This is a genomic window from Sphingomonas sp. ACRSK (assembly GCF_022346685.1).
Classification (GTDB): domain Bacteria; phylum Pseudomonadota; class Alphaproteobacteria; order Sphingomonadales; family Sphingomonadaceae; genus Sphingomonas; species Sphingomonas molluscorum.
On record NZ_JAKRNR010000003.1, the window covers coordinates 59,139 to 73,411 of the forward strand.

At 67.5% G+C, this 14,273-nt stretch carries 17 protein-coding genes; 6 read left to right on the forward strand and 11 right to left on the reverse strand.

What is annotated here, in order from left to right; genetic code table 11:
- Nucleotides 1-518 precede the first annotated feature (518 nt).
- The 9 genes from grxD to MHZ35_RS02685 all read right to left on the reverse strand — a co-directional run bounded on the left by grxD (nt 519) and on the right by MHZ35_RS02685 (nt 6,462).
- Nucleotides 519-848, reverse strand: coding sequence for a Grx4 family monothiol glutaredoxin (gene grxD, locus MHZ35_RS02650; protein WP_132883636.1), 330 nt, complete (start codon nt 846-848; stop codon nt 519-521).
- A 5-nt stretch (nt 849-853) separates the two neighbouring features.
- Entirely contained in the window at nt 854-1,093 is a 240-nt protein-coding gene (locus MHZ35_RS02655; RefSeq protein WP_239434242.1) for a BolA/IbaG family iron-sulfur metabolism protein, read from the reverse strand.
- 3 nt (nt 1,094-1,096) lie between these two features.
- Nucleotides 1,097-1,420 (reverse strand): DUF1476 domain-containing protein, encoded by a 324-nt coding sequence (locus tag MHZ35_RS02660; protein WP_125961138.1) that lies wholly within the window; start codon nt 1,418-1,420, stop codon nt 1,097-1,099.
- 171 nt (nt 1,421-1,591) lie between these two features.
- Nucleotides 1,592-2,212, reverse strand: a complete 621-nt coding sequence (gene leuD, locus MHZ35_RS02665) for a 3-isopropylmalate dehydratase small subunit (protein WP_239434244.1) — start codon at nt 2,210-2,212, stop codon at nt 1,592-1,594.
- 25 nt (nt 2,213-2,237) lie between these two features.
- Entirely contained in the window at nt 2,238-2,366 is a 129-nt protein-coding gene (locus tag MHZ35_RS17970) for a hypothetical protein (protein WP_272695567.1), read from the reverse strand.
- A complete protein-coding gene (gene leuC / locus MHZ35_RS02670; protein ID WP_239434246.1) occupies nt 2,363-3,805 on the reverse strand; it encodes a 3-isopropylmalate dehydratase large subunit in 1,443 nt (480 codons plus the stop codon). The genes MHZ35_RS17970 and leuC overlap by 4 nt, the downstream gene beginning before the upstream one ends.
- A gap of 159 nt (nt 3,806-3,964) precedes the next feature.
- Nucleotides 3,965-4,600: a CoA transferase subunit B gene (locus MHZ35_RS02675; RefSeq protein ID WP_239434247.1), complete on the reverse strand. Its 636-nt coding sequence runs from the start codon at nt 4,598-4,600 to the stop codon at nt 3,965-3,967.
- A 3-nt stretch (nt 4,601-4,603) separates the two neighbouring features.
- Entirely contained in the window at nt 4,604-5,758 is a 1,155-nt protein-coding gene (locus tag MHZ35_RS02680) for an HAD family acid phosphatase (protein WP_239434248.1), read from the reverse strand.
- Nucleotides 5,755-6,462, reverse strand: a complete 708-nt coding sequence (locus MHZ35_RS02685; RefSeq protein ID WP_125961142.1) for a CoA transferase subunit A — start codon at nt 6,460-6,462, stop codon at nt 5,755-5,757. Before MHZ35_RS02685 ends, MHZ35_RS02680 begins: the two co-directional genes overlap by 4 nt.
- A gap of 139 nt (nt 6,463-6,601) precedes the next feature.
- On the opposite strand from MHZ35_RS02685, the gene MHZ35_RS02690 reads away from it, so the two are divergent.
- The gene (locus MHZ35_RS02690) at nt 6,602-8,413 is read left to right on the forward strand and encodes a sensor domain-containing diguanylate cyclase (protein ID WP_239434249.1); all 1,812 of its coding nucleotides are present in this window, start codon (nt 6,602-6,604) and stop codon (nt 8,411-8,413) included.
- Nucleotides 8,414-8,486: 73 nt separating this feature from the next.
- Here MHZ35_RS02690 and MHZ35_RS02695 read toward each other — a convergent pair whose 3' ends face one another.
- Nucleotides 8,487-8,657, reverse strand: a complete 171-nt coding sequence (locus MHZ35_RS02695) for a CsbD family protein (protein ID WP_125961144.1) — start codon at nt 8,655-8,657, stop codon at nt 8,487-8,489.
- 111 nt (nt 8,658-8,768) lie between these two features.
- A complete protein-coding gene (gene thiS, locus MHZ35_RS02700) occupies nt 8,769-9,773 on the reverse strand; it encodes a sulfur carrier protein ThiS (RefSeq protein WP_274615609.1) in 1,005 nt (334 codons plus the stop codon).
- Nucleotides 9,774-9,889: 116 nt separating this feature from the next.
- Between thiS and aroQ the strand changes: the two genes are divergently transcribed.
- From aroQ to MHZ35_RS02730, 5 genes are all read left to right on the forward strand, one after another.
- Nucleotides 9,890-10,336 carry a type II 3-dehydroquinate dehydratase gene (gene aroQ / locus MHZ35_RS02710; protein WP_132883643.1) on the forward strand — a complete coding sequence of 149 codons (447 nt, stop codon included), beginning with the start codon at nt 9,890-9,892 and terminating at the stop codon, nt 10,334-10,336.
- A 30-nt stretch (nt 10,337-10,366) separates the two neighbouring features.
- The gene (accB, locus tag MHZ35_RS02715) at nt 10,367-10,870 is read left to right on the forward strand and encodes an acetyl-CoA carboxylase biotin carboxyl carrier protein (protein ID WP_132883644.1); all 504 of its coding nucleotides are present in this window, start codon (nt 10,367-10,369) and stop codon (nt 10,868-10,870) included.
- A 4-nt stretch (nt 10,871-10,874) separates the two neighbouring features.
- Nucleotides 10,875-12,230, forward strand: a complete 1,356-nt coding sequence (gene accC, locus MHZ35_RS02720) for an acetyl-CoA carboxylase biotin carboxylase subunit (protein ID WP_239434250.1) — start codon at nt 10,875-10,877, stop codon at nt 12,228-12,230.
- An 86-nt stretch (nt 12,231-12,316) separates the two neighbouring features.
- Entirely contained in the window at nt 12,317-12,661 is a 345-nt protein-coding gene (gene arsC / locus MHZ35_RS02725; protein ID WP_239434251.1) for an arsenate reductase (glutaredoxin), read from the forward strand.
- A gap of 3 nt (nt 12,662-12,664) precedes the next feature.
- The gene (locus MHZ35_RS02730; RefSeq protein ID WP_239434252.1) at nt 12,665-14,233 is read left to right on the forward strand and encodes a phospholipase D-like domain-containing protein; all 1,569 of its coding nucleotides are present in this window, start codon (nt 12,665-12,667) and stop codon (nt 14,231-14,233) included.
- The last annotated feature ends 40 nt before the right edge of the window (nt 14,234-14,273 follow it).

Here is a 14,273-nt window from a genome sequence, read left to right on the forward strand (position 1 = left end):
GGGGCGGGATCGCTCCGGCGGGTCGTGCGTTGAGGCGCTGGTGAGAGAGACGAGCCGCCGACCGCGGCGTCGGTCTTCTTTACAGACGTGCTCGCGCAGCGAGTGCCATTAACCCTCGCCTTCCGCGGATTCGCGTGGGTTCAGCGCGTCTGGCACGCCGCCTGCATGTTCTTGATCGTACCGCGCGATCGCGCGCTTCAACGGGCGAGCCGGCGCACTCCACTGGCGTCGGTTCGCCCACCCGGTACCTCTCCTGCAGGATTGAAGGAACGACTCAAGGGAACCACGCCGAGACTCGCGTCGGTGTTCGCAGCAATGCGCGCGGGTTCGAGACCTCACAGGCCGGTAAGCGTGAATGCCCCCGCGTCGACATCGGTTATTGTGGAACGGTGGGCTTCACCACGGACGCCAGGGGCCGAAAGGTGCTGCTTCGGCGGCAAGTCCGCGGTTGCGCGGACGCGGCCAAGCGCATGTGGCCACGACGCCCGCTTCCCCCTGGAAGCGGACGTCGCATCCTATTAGGCAGCGGTCGGCTGTTCGCCGCCGAAGAGCTGGGCGAGTTCGCCGCTCTCGTACATTTCCATCATGATGTCGGAGCCGCCGACGAACTCACCACGCACGTAGAGCTGCGGGATCGTCGGCCAGTCGGAATAGGCCTTGATACCCTGGCGGATGCCCTGATCCTGCAACACGTCGACGCTCTCGAACTCGACGCCAAGGTGATTGAGGATCGCGACGGCGCGGCTGGAGAAGCCGCACTGCGGGAACAGCGGGCTGCCCTTCATGAACAGGACCACGTCATTGCCCTTCACGAGCTGGTCGATCCGGGCGTTGGTGTCTTCGCTCATTTCTCTTACTCCTGTACGGGCACGCCCGTGGTCAACTGCAGGGCGTGCAGCACGCCCCCCATGCGACCACCAAGCGCGGCATAGACGGCCTGATGCTGGCGCACGCGTGGCATTCCACGAAAGCTCTCGGAGACGACGCGCGCGGCATAGTGATCGCCGTCGCCGGCGAGATCGGTGATCTCGACCACCGCATCGGGAATACCGGCGCGGATCAGCGCCTCGATGTCAGCCGCAGCCATCGCCATGGATCAGCGCGCCTCGATCAATTGGCGGCGCGCTTCGACGGTCAGCTCGTCGAGCGCCTTGCGTACGGTCGCCTCGTCGGTCGCGACGCCGGCGGCCGTCAGATCGCCGACCAGCTTGCGGATCACGTCCCCGTCACCGGCTTCCTCGAAATCGGCCTGCACGACCGCCTTGGCATAAGCATCGGTCTCTTCGGGCGTCAGCTTCATCTTCGCGGCCGCCCACTGGCCGAGCAGGCGATTGCGACGCGCGGTCACGCGGAAGGTCATTTCCTCGTCGCGTGCGAATTTGGATTCGAACGCGCGCTCGCGGTCGTCGAAGGTCGTCATGCTGGTCCCCTAATCTATTGCTCCGCAGATAGGATGCGGGCCGCGGCAAGGCAACGGGCGGGTTCACCCGCACCCCGCAGGGCCGGAATCCGGGTTCGGCGAAGCCAGGGCCGCTCTATTCGGAACCCGTGCTCCTACTTTCGCAGGAGCACCGGTTGCCAGGGTCGGAAGCTAAGCCGCAGCAGCGCGCCCTGGTGCGTTGCTCGCCGTGGCGCTCAGCCAGGGACGCGCCTGCGCCACATTGCCTTCATAGCCGGCGATCGCCTCGTCCCGCGCCAAGGTGATGCCGATCTCGTCCACGCCCTGCATCAGGCAGTCGCGGCGGAATGCGTCCATGTCGAAGGGGAAACGATCCTGGAAGGGGGTGGTGACGGTCATCGTTTCCAGGTCGACGGTGACAGGATTGTCACGCGCAACCTCGACGAGGCGGTCGATCGCCTGCTGCGGCAGCACGACGGCGACGATGCCGTTCTTGAACGCATTGCCCGAGAATATGTCGGAGAAGCTCGGCGCGATCACCGCCTTCACGCCCATGTCGCCGAGTGCCCAGGCAGCGTGTTCGCGACTGGAGCCGCAGCCGAAGTTCTCGCCCGCAATCAACACCGGCGCGCCTGCATAGCGGGGATCATCGAAGACATTGCCGGGTTCGGCGCGCACGGATTCGAACGCGCCCTGCCCGAGCCCCTCCCGCGTGGTGGTCTTCAGCCAGCGCGCCGGGATGATGATGTCGGTGTCGATGTTTTTCGCGCCCCAGGGATAGGCGCGCCCTTCGACGCGGGTAACGGGTTCCATGGTGAGCCTTCGTCCGGGCCGCGGATCAGCGCGTCGCAGCGTTGCCCGAGGGGGCGGTGCGCTTCGAGGGCGAGCGCTCGGCGCTCGCGGCATAAGCAGCGGCGAGGCCGCTCAGGATCGCGCCAGCCACCAGCGCCAACAATGCTCGCTTCATCCGTTATTCCCCATCAAGCTTCGTACATCGGTCAGGCGTCCCGTCACCGCCGCCGCCGCCGCCATCACTGGCGATACCAGATGCGTACGCGCGCCGGGCCCCTGTCGTCCCACAAAATTGCGGTTGGACGTGGAGGCACAACGCTCGCCGGCCGGTACCCGATCCGGATTCATACCGAGGCACATCGAACAGCCGGGCTCGCGCCACTCGAATCCCGCCTCGGTGAAAACCCTGTCGAGCCCCTCGGCCTCGGCCTGGCGCTTGACCAGCCCCGATCCGGAAACGACCAGCGCCTGGCGCACACCGGCTGCGATCCGACGGCCGCGCAGCACTTCGGCCGCGGCGCGCAGATCTTCGATGCGGCTGTTGGTGCAACTGCCGATAAAGATGTTCTCGACCGGGATGTCCTCCATCCGCGTGCCGGGTTCGAGGCCCATATAGTCGAGCGACTTCCTCGCCGCCGTACGCTTGGCCGGATCTGCGAAGCTGTCGGGATCGGGCACGGCACCGGTGATCGAGACCACGTCCTCCGGGCTCGTTCCCCAGGTGAGCGAGGGCGAGATGTCGGCCGCGTCGATGACGACCGTGGCGTCGTACCGGGCACCGGGATCGGTGGCGAGGCTGCGCCAATAGGCGACGGCCTGGTCCCAATCGGCACCCGCGGGGGCCATCGGCCTCCCCTGAAGATAGGCGAAGGTCTTGTCGTCCGGCGCGATCAGGCCGGAGCGTGCGCCCGCCTCGATCGACATGTTGGCGACGGTCAGGCGACCTTCGATGGACATGTCGCGGATGACGCTGCCGGTATATTCAAGAACGTAGCCGGTGCCGCCCGCGGCCCCCAAGCGGCCGACGATCGCGAGCGCCACGTCCTTGGGTCCGACGCCGAAGCCGAGCGTTCCCTCGACGCGCACTTCCATCGTCTTCGACTGTTTCAGCAGCAGCGTCTGGGTCGCGAGCACGTGCTCCACCTCGCTGGTGCCGATGCCGAAGGCGAGCGCACCGAGCGCCCCGTGCGCGGAGGTGTGGCTGTCACCGCACACCAGCGTCGTACCCGGCAGCGTGAAACCCTGTTCCGGGCCTACGACATGGACGATGCCCTGTTCGGCGGCGACCGCGTCGATGTAGCGAATGCCGAACTCGGGAGCGTTGCGTTCAAGGGCGGCAAGCTGGCTCGCACCGGCGGGGTCGGCGATCGGCAGGCGGTTGCCATCCGCGTCCACGCGCGCGGTGGTGGGCAGGTTGTGATCCGGCACCGCGAGGGTGAGATCGGGGCGGCGCACCGGGCGCCCCGCGGCCCGAAGCCCCGCGAACGCCTGCGGGCTCGTCACTTCATGGACGAGGTGGCGGTCGATGTAGATCAGGCAGGTGCCGTCGTCGCGGCGCTCCACGACGTGATCGGCCCAGATCTTTTCGTACAGGGTGAGAGGACGACTAGCCATGCGGCGCGAGTAGCGCTTTCTTGCGCGAACGCAAGGGTTTCAGCAAGGATCGTGCCGTGACGCGGTTTGTGCCTGACGGGACGGGCCAGTACCGGTAGCGCATCCTAACCAGGCCGCGAGCTTCACCGGCGACGGGTACCGCTAGGCCAGGATCCGGCGCTACCCCTCGTAGGCAGCGGTGGTCTTCGTCCGCACTTCCTCCGCGGTCACGCCAGGAGCACATTCGATCAGGCGGAACGAGCTCTGGTGGTCGGGGCGCTGGAAGACGGCCAGGTCGGTGATGATCATGTCGACCACGTTCTTGCCGGTGAGCGGCAGGGTGCAGGCCGGGATGAACTTGGGATCGCCGTTCTTGGACGTGTGCTCCATCACGACGATGATCTTCTTCACGCCGGCCACGAGGTCCATGGCACCACCCATGCCCTTGATCATCTTGCCCGGGATCATCCAGTTGGCGATGTCGCCGTCCTGGCTGACCTCCATCGCGCCCAGCACCGTCAGGTCGATGTGGCCGCCGCGGATCATCGCGAAGCTCTGGTCCGAGCCGAAATAAACCGACTGCGGCAGTTCGGAGATGGTCTGCTTGCCGGCGTTGATGAGGTCGGGATCCTCCTCCCCCGCATAGGGAAACGGACCGATGCCGAGCATGCCGTTTTCGGACTGGAGGGTGACCTCCACGCCTTCGGGGATGTGGTTGGCCACCAGCGTCGGAATGCCGATGCCGAGGTTCACGTAGAAGCCGTCTTGCAGCTCGCGGGCGGCGCGGGCGGCCATCTCGTCGCGGGTCCAGGGCATGGGCTACTCCTTGGGGGTGGCGGCGGAGACGCCGGCGGCTGCAGCGGCACCGGGATCGGTCCAGCGGCGATTGGCGGGAAACACGTCGGCGATCCCGCCCTTCAGCCCCGTGCCGTAGACGGGATTGGGGAGCATGAACCAGCCTGCACCCCAAAGTGGCTCGATCTGCACACCGTCGGCAGCCGCACGTCGGGCCGCCGGCGTCATGCCGGGCGCGGAGAAAAGGTCGCTGAAGTCGCCGAGTTGGTCGCCGACCAGCGCCACGACGCAGTGCGTCTCCGCCACCTGAGCCCGGCGCGCATCCTTGCCGCTGCCCGCGCCCTCTTCCTTGAGGAGCAGGGTTTCGCCCGGAATCGCCTTGCCGAGCCCTGCCCCTTCCAGCGCGCGCGTGGTTGCGGGTGCATTGGCGGCGGTGCGGTTGGAGATGTAGACGACTGCGACGCCCGCCCTACGCGCAGCGCTGATCGCCTCGACCGCGCCGGGCACCGGATCGACCTTGCCGGCGCCGGTCGCTTCCCAGCGGCGCCAGCGCGCGTCATCGTACGAAAGGCCCCGCGCCGCCTCATCGGCTTCGTAGCCGAGGTTGAGGAGCACGGTCTCGTCAATGTCGAGCACGATTGCCAATGGCTTGGCACCGCATTCGACAAAATGGGGGCTGGCGAGCGAGGATCCCGGGGCGAGCACCACCGACGCGACCTCGATGCCGGCCTGGCGATAGTCGGCGCTTGCGCGGACGTGCTGGGCAAGGGCGCGATAGGCCTGGGATGAAAGCGCCGCCGCCTCGCCCGAGCCATAGAGGTACTGCATGCCCGCCGGGACGGTGCCTGCGGCTGCCATGGCGGGCCGGGTGGGCGCTGTCGTCGCCTGAAGCGCGGGGGGACTACCTTCCTCCTCCGCTTGTTCGCGGCGCTTGGCTTCGCGCTTCGCCTGACGGCGCTGTTCGCGCTCCAGCTCGCGCGCCTGTTTGCGGGCAGCCTTTTCGGCGTCCTCCGCTTTCTCGTTCTCGTTCTCGTCCTCGCCGCCGCCGGGAAAGACGACGTTCTTGCCGATCACGGCGGCAGCACCGACCGGCACGGCCGCCACGCAGCCTGGCAGCAGCAGCGCGGTCGCCGAAATGCCCGCAAAGGCGAGCCGCTGCCCAGTCCGCAACATCATCATGCCGCGGGACGCTCCCGCACCGTGCGGAACTCGATCTTCTTGTCGTAGGGGGCCCCCACGATCATGCGCTTCACATAGATGCCCGGAAGATGAATGCCGTCGGGATCGAGGCTGCCGACCGGCACCACTTCCTCGACCTCGGCGACGCAGATGCGACCCGCGGTCGCCATCGGCTGGTTGAAGTTGCGCGCCGTCTTGCGAAACACGAGGTTGCCGGCCTCGTCGGCCTTCCACCCCTTGATGATCGACAGGTCGGCGCGGATGCCGCGCTCGAGGATATACTCCTCCCCGTCGAAGACCTTCACTTCCTTGCCCTCTGCCACCTGCGTGCCGACGCCGGTCTTGGTGTAGAAGCCGGGAATGCCCGCCCCGCCCGCGCGGCAGCGCTCGGCAAGCGTACCCTGGGGGCAGAACTCGACTTCGAGTTCGCCCGACAGATACTGGCGCTCGAACTCCTTGTTCTCGCCCACATAGGAGGAAATCATCTTCTTCACCTGGCGCGAGCGCAACAGCTTGCCCAGCCCCACGCCATCGATGCCGGCATTGTTGCTGGCGATCGTCAGGCCGGAGACGCCCGAAGCTTCGATCGCGTCGATCAGCCGTTCCGGAATCCCGCACAGGCCGAAGCCGCCCGCACAGATCAGCATGTCGTCGCGCAGCAGTCCGTCGAGCGCCGAGGCAGCATCGGGGTAGAGCTTGTTCATCGGCACCTCTCTTCCGTGCGGTCGATAGGTCGAGCCGGGCGGCACGGTCAAGCGCACCCGCGGAGGTGCACCAGTGGCATCGCGCCTGAACAACACGCGACGGCTTGCGCGAACCGCTTTGCCGCGCGAACCTAAGGCGTTGTTAACCTTCGGACGCCATCCCAACGCCGTGATCGCTGCTCTTCCCGCCCCCAGCATGATCGGCAGCGTCGCCCGCCTCGGGCTGGCGTCGCTGGTGCTTTCGGCGGCAAGCCTGTTGCTGACCCGATTCGACGGGAACATTGCCTTCATCTGGGGGAACACGGGGCTGGTGATCGCCGCCTTATCGCTGCGGCCGCGGGACCAGTGGCGATGGCTGCTGCCGGCGTTCGGCGTCGCCATGTTCGCCGCCACCGCCTGCTTCGGCATGGGCCTGGCTGCGGCCGCCCCGCTCCTGGCGGCGACCATGACCGAAGCGACGCTTCCGGCCTGGCTGCTGCGTCGCTGGGAGGGCCGGTTTTTCGACCGGGTTACCGGGGTTGTCATGTTCCTGCTGATCGCGGGGATCATCGGGCCTCTCATCGGCGCGGTGATCGCCGCGAGCGCGATTTCCCTGCTCACCGACGCGAGCTGGCAGCGAACGGCCATCCGGTGGTTCACGAGCCACGGCCTGGGCACCATCACCTTCACGCCGCTGATCATGCTGCTCTTGCGGGGCGACGTCGGGCGCTGGTTCCAGGCGCCACTGCGTGCGCAGATGGGTCCGTTCGCCGTGCTGGGACTGGTGGCGGCAGTGGTAACCGGGGTATTTCTCCAGGACAGCGTCCCGCTGCTGTTCCTCCCCATGCTGCCGATGCTGGCAGCCACGATGCTGTACGTGCGCATCGGTGCCGCGGGCTCGATCCTCCTGCTGGTGGGAATCGGCGGGCTGCTTTCGCTGAGCGGCCACGGGCCGGTTCACGCATTGCCGACCCCGCCGCTGAACCGCATCCTCTTCTTCCAATTCTACGTCGGGTGCGCAGCGCTGCTGGTGCTGCCCGTGGCGGCATTGATCAAGCAGCACCGCCAGGCGATCCGCGACCTCTCCCAGAGCGAAGCGCGATTCCGCCTGCTGTCGGACCGCTCGGCGGATGTCATCTTGGAGGTGGCGCCCGACGGCACGATCCTGCACGCCTCCCCATCCGTCGCGCAGGTCGCGGGACAGCCGCCGGCCTATTATCTGGGGCAGCACGGCTTCACCCTGGTACATCCCGAGGACCAGCACGTTCTGTGGCGCGCCCACCGCCAGGCGCTCGCCAACCCCGACATTGCGCACATCGCCCAGTTCCGCAGCCCACGCGAAACCGCGGAACCGACCTGGTTCGAGGCCGCGCTACGCGGCCTCGGGGGCACCGCCGGGCAGGGGCTGATCGTGATCCTGCGCGACATTTCCGCGCGCAAGGCGACCGAACTGGCACTCGAGATCGCGGCGAGTACAGATCCGCTGACCGGTCTCGTCAATCGGCGGAGTTTCCTCCAGCGGTTGCGCAATCAGATCGAGCATTGCCGGGTCGGCAGCAGCCAAGGCAGCGTCGCGCTTGTCGATCTCGATCACTTCAAGTCGGTCAACGACCGGTTCGGCCATGCGGTGGGCGATCTCGCGCTGCAGGCGTTCGCGCGCATCGCCGCCGCGACGATCGACCGGAGGCACTGTCTCGCGCGCATCGGCGGAGAGGAATTCGCCATCCTGCTCGTGGGAATCAATCCGAAGGAGGCGGAGGCGACATGCGAGCGGCTGCGCGAGGCGGTCGAGCAGTTGAAGGTGGAACTACCCAGCGGGATGCTCGAGATCGAGAGCCCGAGGATCACCGCCAGCATCGGCCTGGCCGCGGTGGATCCGGCGAGCGATCCGGCCACCATTCTCAACCGTGCCGACGAAGCGCTGTACCGCGCCAAGGCGTCAGGCCGGAACTGCGTCCAGGTCGCAGACTAGCAGGGCATGCAAAAGGCCGCCCCGGTCTCCCGGAGCGGCCCCATGCCTCCGCTCTCGCGGAACTCGTGTCGGCTCAGATGTCGTCGCCGAGGGCGCCCTTCACCTTGCCGGCGAACTGCTGCACCTTGCCCTTGCCTTCTTGCACCGCGCCTTCGTCGCGGGTGGCGGGGTTGTTGCTCTGCTGCTTCGCCTTGCCGAGCGCTTCGTTGACGTTGCCTTTGATCTTGTCGGTGAGTTCACCCATGATCGTCTCCTCTCGGTGGCCGCGGCAGCAGCGGGAAGCGCGCCGTTCAGCCATCGTAAGAAGAACGGGTGGCACGGATCGCGGTTCCACGATCCGGTATCCCGACTTGCTTTAGATCAGTCCGGCGAGCGGGCTCGACGGGTCCGCATAGCGGCGCTTGCCCATGCGACCGGCGCGATAGGCGAGCCGCCCCGCCTCCACCGCCGAGCGCATCGCCTGCGCCATCAGGATCGGGTCCTTGGCCTCTGCAATGGCGGTGTTCATGAGCACGCCGTCGCAGCCAAGCTCCATCGCGGCGGCCGCGTCCGAGGCGGTGCCGACGCCCGCGTCGACCAGCACCGGCACCTTCGCGCCCTCCACGATCAGGCGGATCGTCACCTTGTTCTGGATGCCAAGGCCGGAGCCGATCGGCGCCCCCAGCGGCATGATCGCGACGGCGCCGACATCCTCCAGCCGCTTGGCGGCGATGGGATCGTCCACGCAATAGACCATCGGCTTGAAACCTTCCTTGGCCAGGATCTCGGTCGCGCGCAGCGTCTCGACCATGTCGGGATAGAGGGTGCGCGCCTCGCCCAGCACCTCCAGCTTCACCAGCTCCCAGCCGCCGGCCTCGCGCGCAAGCCGGAGCGTGCGGATCGCGTCTTCTGCCGTGAAGCAGCCGGCGGTGTTGGGAAGATAGGTGATCTTCTTGGGGTCGATGAAGTCCGTGAGCATCGGCGCGTTGGGATCGGTGACGTTCACCCGGCGCACGGCGACCGTGACGATCTCCGCGCCCGAGGCTTCGACCGCAGCGGCATTCTGCGCCATGTCCTTGTACTTGCCGGTGCCGACGATCAGGCGCGAACGAAAGCGCTTGCCGGCGACCTCCCAGCGATCCTCGTCCACCGCCACCGCATGGTCGCCGCCGCCGACGAAGTGCACGATCTCCAGCTCGTCGCCGTCGTGGAGCTTGGCTTCGTGCAGCGTCGAGCGGGGCACCACCTCCAGGTTGCGCTCGACCGCGACCTTCTCCGGCACTAGCCCGATCTCCGCCGCGAGTTCGGCGATGGTCTGGCCGGCGCGGACGCGCTTGTGCTCGCCGTTGACGATGATCGTGATGGTGCCGTCGTTGTGCATTCGGGTTCGCCTTGCCTGTCGTCGTCCGCGGCGCGTCTCGACTTCGTCCGACGCTCGGGGCTATGGCCGGCGCATATAGGGTGCCGGCGACCCGGCCCGCAACCGAAAGGCAGCGCATGGCGGACACCGTCCCAGCAACCGTCTACGTCCTCAACGGCCCCAACCTGAACCTGCTGGGACTGCGTGAGCCCGAGATCTACGGCTCCGACACGCTGGACGACATCGCCGGCATGCTGGAGGACCGGGCCCGCGAGCTCGACCTGGAGATCGACCTGCGCCAATCGAACCACGAAGGCCATCTGATCGACTGGCTGCACGAGGCGCAGGCGCAGCGCGCGCGCGCTGTGCTGCTGAACGCAGGCGGCTTCACCCATACGTCGGTGGCGCTGCACGATGCGATCAAATCGGTGAAGACGCCGGTGATCGAGGTGCATCTGTCCAACCCGCACCGGCGCGAGGCTTTCCGCCATACCAGCCTGATCGGACAGGCGGCCAAGGGAACCATCGCCGGATTCGGCGCGCTTTCCTATCTGCTGGCGCTTGAAGCCGCCGCGCGCATCTGACAGGAGCGCGGTTTTTCCCCTGGGGGTCTCATGGCAGAAGATACGCAACCCGCCACCATGGCGATCGACATCGAGCTGGTACGCCAGCTGGCGGAAGTCCTGGACCAGACGCAGCTGACCGAGATCGAGGTCGAGGACGGCAGCCGCAAGGTTCGCGTGGCGCGCAAGGCAGCGCCGGTCGCGCAGGTGCCGATGGCGATGCCGCAGGCCTATGCGCCGCAGCCGGCCCCGATGGCCGGTGCACCGGCCTCGCCGGCCGCAGCCCCAGCCGAAGCCGGCGGTTCGGCACCGACGGCAACCGCGGACGCAGTCAAGTCGCCGATGGTCGGCACCGTCTATCTGGCCGCAGAGCCGGGCGCCAAGCCGTTCGTCTCGGTCGGCCAGAAGGTCGCCGCCGGCGACACGCTGGTCATCATCGAGGCGATGAAGGTGATGAACCCGATCCAGGCGACTGCGGCCGGCACCGTCACCGCAGTGCTCGTCTCCAACGGCCAGCCGGTCGAGTTCGACCAGCCGCTCGTCGTCGTCGAGTAAGCCCGTGCCCGAAATCAAGAAGCTGCTGATCGCGAACCGCGGCGAAATCGCGCTCCGCATCCATCGCGCCTGCCATGAGATGGGCATCAAAACGGTGGCGGTCCATTCGACCGCCGACGCTGATGCGATGCACGTGCGGCTGGCGGACGAGGCGGTGTGCATCGGGCCGCCGTCGGCGACCGAGAGCTACCTCAACATCCCCAACATCATCTCGGCCGCCGAGGTGACGGGCGCGGACGCGATCCATCCGGGCTATGGCTTCCTGTCGGAAAACGCCAAGTTCGCCGAGATCGTCGAATCGCATAACCTAATCTTCGTCGGGCCCAAGCCCGAGCACATCCGCACGATGGGCGACAAGGTCGAGGCGAAGCGCACCGCCGGCGCGCTGGGGCTGCCGCTGGTACCGGGCTCCGACGGCGCGATCAGCGACCTGGCCGAAGCCAAGGCGCTGGCCGAACGGATCGGCTATCCCGTCATCATCAAGGCGGCATCGGGTGGCGGCGGCCGCGGCATGAAGGTCTGCACCAGCCCCGACCAGCTCGAGACGCTGATGCAGCAGGCGGGTACCGAGGCGAAGGCCGCGTTCGGTGACGCGACCGTCTATATGGAAAAGTACCTGGGCAACCCCAGGCACATCGAATTCCAGGTGTTCGGCGACGGCAACGGCAACGCCATCCACCTGGGCGAGCGCGACTGTTCGCTCCAGCGCCGCCACCAGAAGGTGCTGGAGGAAGCCCCCTCCCCGATCCTGTCGGCCGCCGAGCGCGACCGCATGGGCGGCATCGTCGCCAAGGCGATGGCCGACATGGGCTATCGCGGTGCGGGCACGATCGAGTTCCTGTGGGAAGACGGCGAGTTCTACTTCATCGAGATGAACACCCGCCTGCAGGTGGAGCATCCGGTCACCGAGATGATCACCGGCGTCGACCTGGTGCGCGAGCAGATCCGCGTCGCCGAAGGCCATCCGCTGTCGGTCCAGCAGGACGAGATCGAGTTCCGCGGCCACGCGATCGAGTGCCGCATCAATGCCGAGGATCCGCGCACCTTCACGCCCTCGCCGGGCAAGGTCGCGGCCTATCACGTGCCGGGCGGCATGCACGTCCGCGTCGATAGCGGCCTCTATGCCGGCTACAAGGTGCCGCCCTATTACGACAGCATGATCGCCAAGCTGATCGTCTATGGCCGCACGCGCGAGGGCTGCCTCCTTCGCCTGCAGCGCGCGCTCGACGAGTTCGTGATCGAGGGGATGAAGACCACCATCCCGCTTCACCAGGCGCTGCTCGACGACCCCGAGTTCCGCGAGGGAGCGTACACGATCAAGTGGCTGGAGGAGTGGCTGGCAAAGCAGCCGGCGGCCTGAGTGCAGGCGGGATCGGCGCATGCGACACTTCGCGCGCCGCTCTCGCTTCCCTCCACTTCCTCCACCAAACAGCAGGGAAGAACGCGTTGAAGGCGACCATCTGGCACAATCCCCGCTGTTCGAAGTCCCGTGAAGCGCTGGCCATCCTGGAGGCGACACCCGGCGTGGAGGTGACGGTTCGCGACTATCAGAAGCTGCCGCCTTCCCGCGCGGAGTTGGCGGCGCTCTACGCGCGTGTCGGCATGACACCTGCCCAGGGCCTTCGTCGGAGCGAGACGATCGCCAAGGAGCAGGGGCTGGGGGCTGCCTCCGACGACGCGATCCTCGACGCCATGGCCGCGCACCCGATCCTGATCGAGCGACCGCTGGTCGAGACCGACAAAGGCGTACGCCTCTGTCGTCCGCCCGAGACGATCCGCGAGATCCTCTGAACCATGGCCAGGACCACGCCCCCGCTAGAGCCCGGTCGCAACTGCTGGCGGATCGAGCCGGCGAGTCGCGCCGCCGTCATCATCGATGCCGACGCCTATTTCCGGCTCGCCCGCGCCGCGATGCGGAGGGCGGAGCAGCAGCTGCTGCTGATCGGCTGGGACTTCGACGGCCGCATCAAGCTGGTGCAGAACGACGAGGATGACGCTCCCGCCCGCGTCGGCGCGTTTCTTGAATGGCTGGTGGGCGCGCGCAAGCGGCTGCACGTCCACATCCTGCGCTGGGACACCGGCGCGGTGAAGTCGATGTTTCGCGGCACCACCATCCTGACGCTGCTGCGCTGGAAGGCGCACCCGCGCATCACCGCGAAGCTCGACGCCTTCCACCCCCCCGCCGCGTCACACCACCAGAAGGTCGTGGTGATCGACGACTGCCTCGCCTTTTGCGGCGGTATCGACATGACCGCCGACCGTTGGGACACGCGCGAGCACCGCACCGACGAGCCAGCGCGCGTGGAGCCGAACGGCACCCCTTATGGTCCCTGGCACGACGCCACCACCGCACTCGCCGGACCGGTCGCAAAGACACTGGGCGAACTCTGCCGGACGCGCTGGAAATTGGCGGGCGGGCAGCCTCTGCCGGTGCCGAGCGAGGATGCGACCCCGCCCTGGCCGGAGGGACTGGACGCGACCTTCACCGACGTCGAGGTCGCGATCTCGCGCTCCTCGCCCGAGATGCCGGACCAGCCGCCGGTTCGCGAGATCGAAGCGCTGTACCTGGACCTGATCGCGCGCGCCGAACGCTGGATCTATGCCGAGAGCCAGTATTTCGCGTCGCGCAAGATCGCCGAAGCCATCGCCCGCCGGCTCGACGAGCCGGACGGGCCAGAGATCGTGATCGTCAACCCGGTGAGCGCGCAAGGCTGGCTGGAGCCGATTGCGATGGACACGGCGCGCGCGCGGCTCGTCGAGGCGCTGCGCCGGCGCGACCGCCACGGGCGCTTCCGCGTCTATCATGCCGAAAACGACGCGGGCGAGCCGATCTACATCCACGCCAAGGTGACGGTGATCGACGGCGAGATCCTGCGGGTGGGATCGTCCAACTTCAACAACCGGTCGATGCGGCTCGACACCGAATGCGACGTGACGATCGACGCGACCCGGCCGGCGAACGCCCATGCGGCACCGGCGATCGCCAATGTCGCCCATGCGCTGATCGCCGAGCATTGCGGCACGGAGCCTGGAACCGTCGCACGCCACATGGCCGACACCGGCTCGCTGATCGCGGCTATCGACGCGCTGAGCCCGACCAGCGGGCGGCGCCTGCGCGCCTATGAGGAGCCCGATCTCTCCAGCGTCGAAAAGTGGCTCGCCGACAATGAGGTGCTCGATCCGGAGGGGCCGGAGGAGATGTTCGAGGCGCTGTCGAACCGTGCCGGTCTGCTGCGCCGCCTGCGGCCCGGACATGCGGCGCCCGTACCCAAGTCGCTCTATGCAGCGGGCGCGGTGACACTTGCTGCAGTCGGCGGTACGATCGGTGCGGCGATGTGGCGACGCCGGAGGAACGGCGGGTAAGTTCTTCGCGGCGGCCGCTTCCTACGGCGAGCGGTTCCGA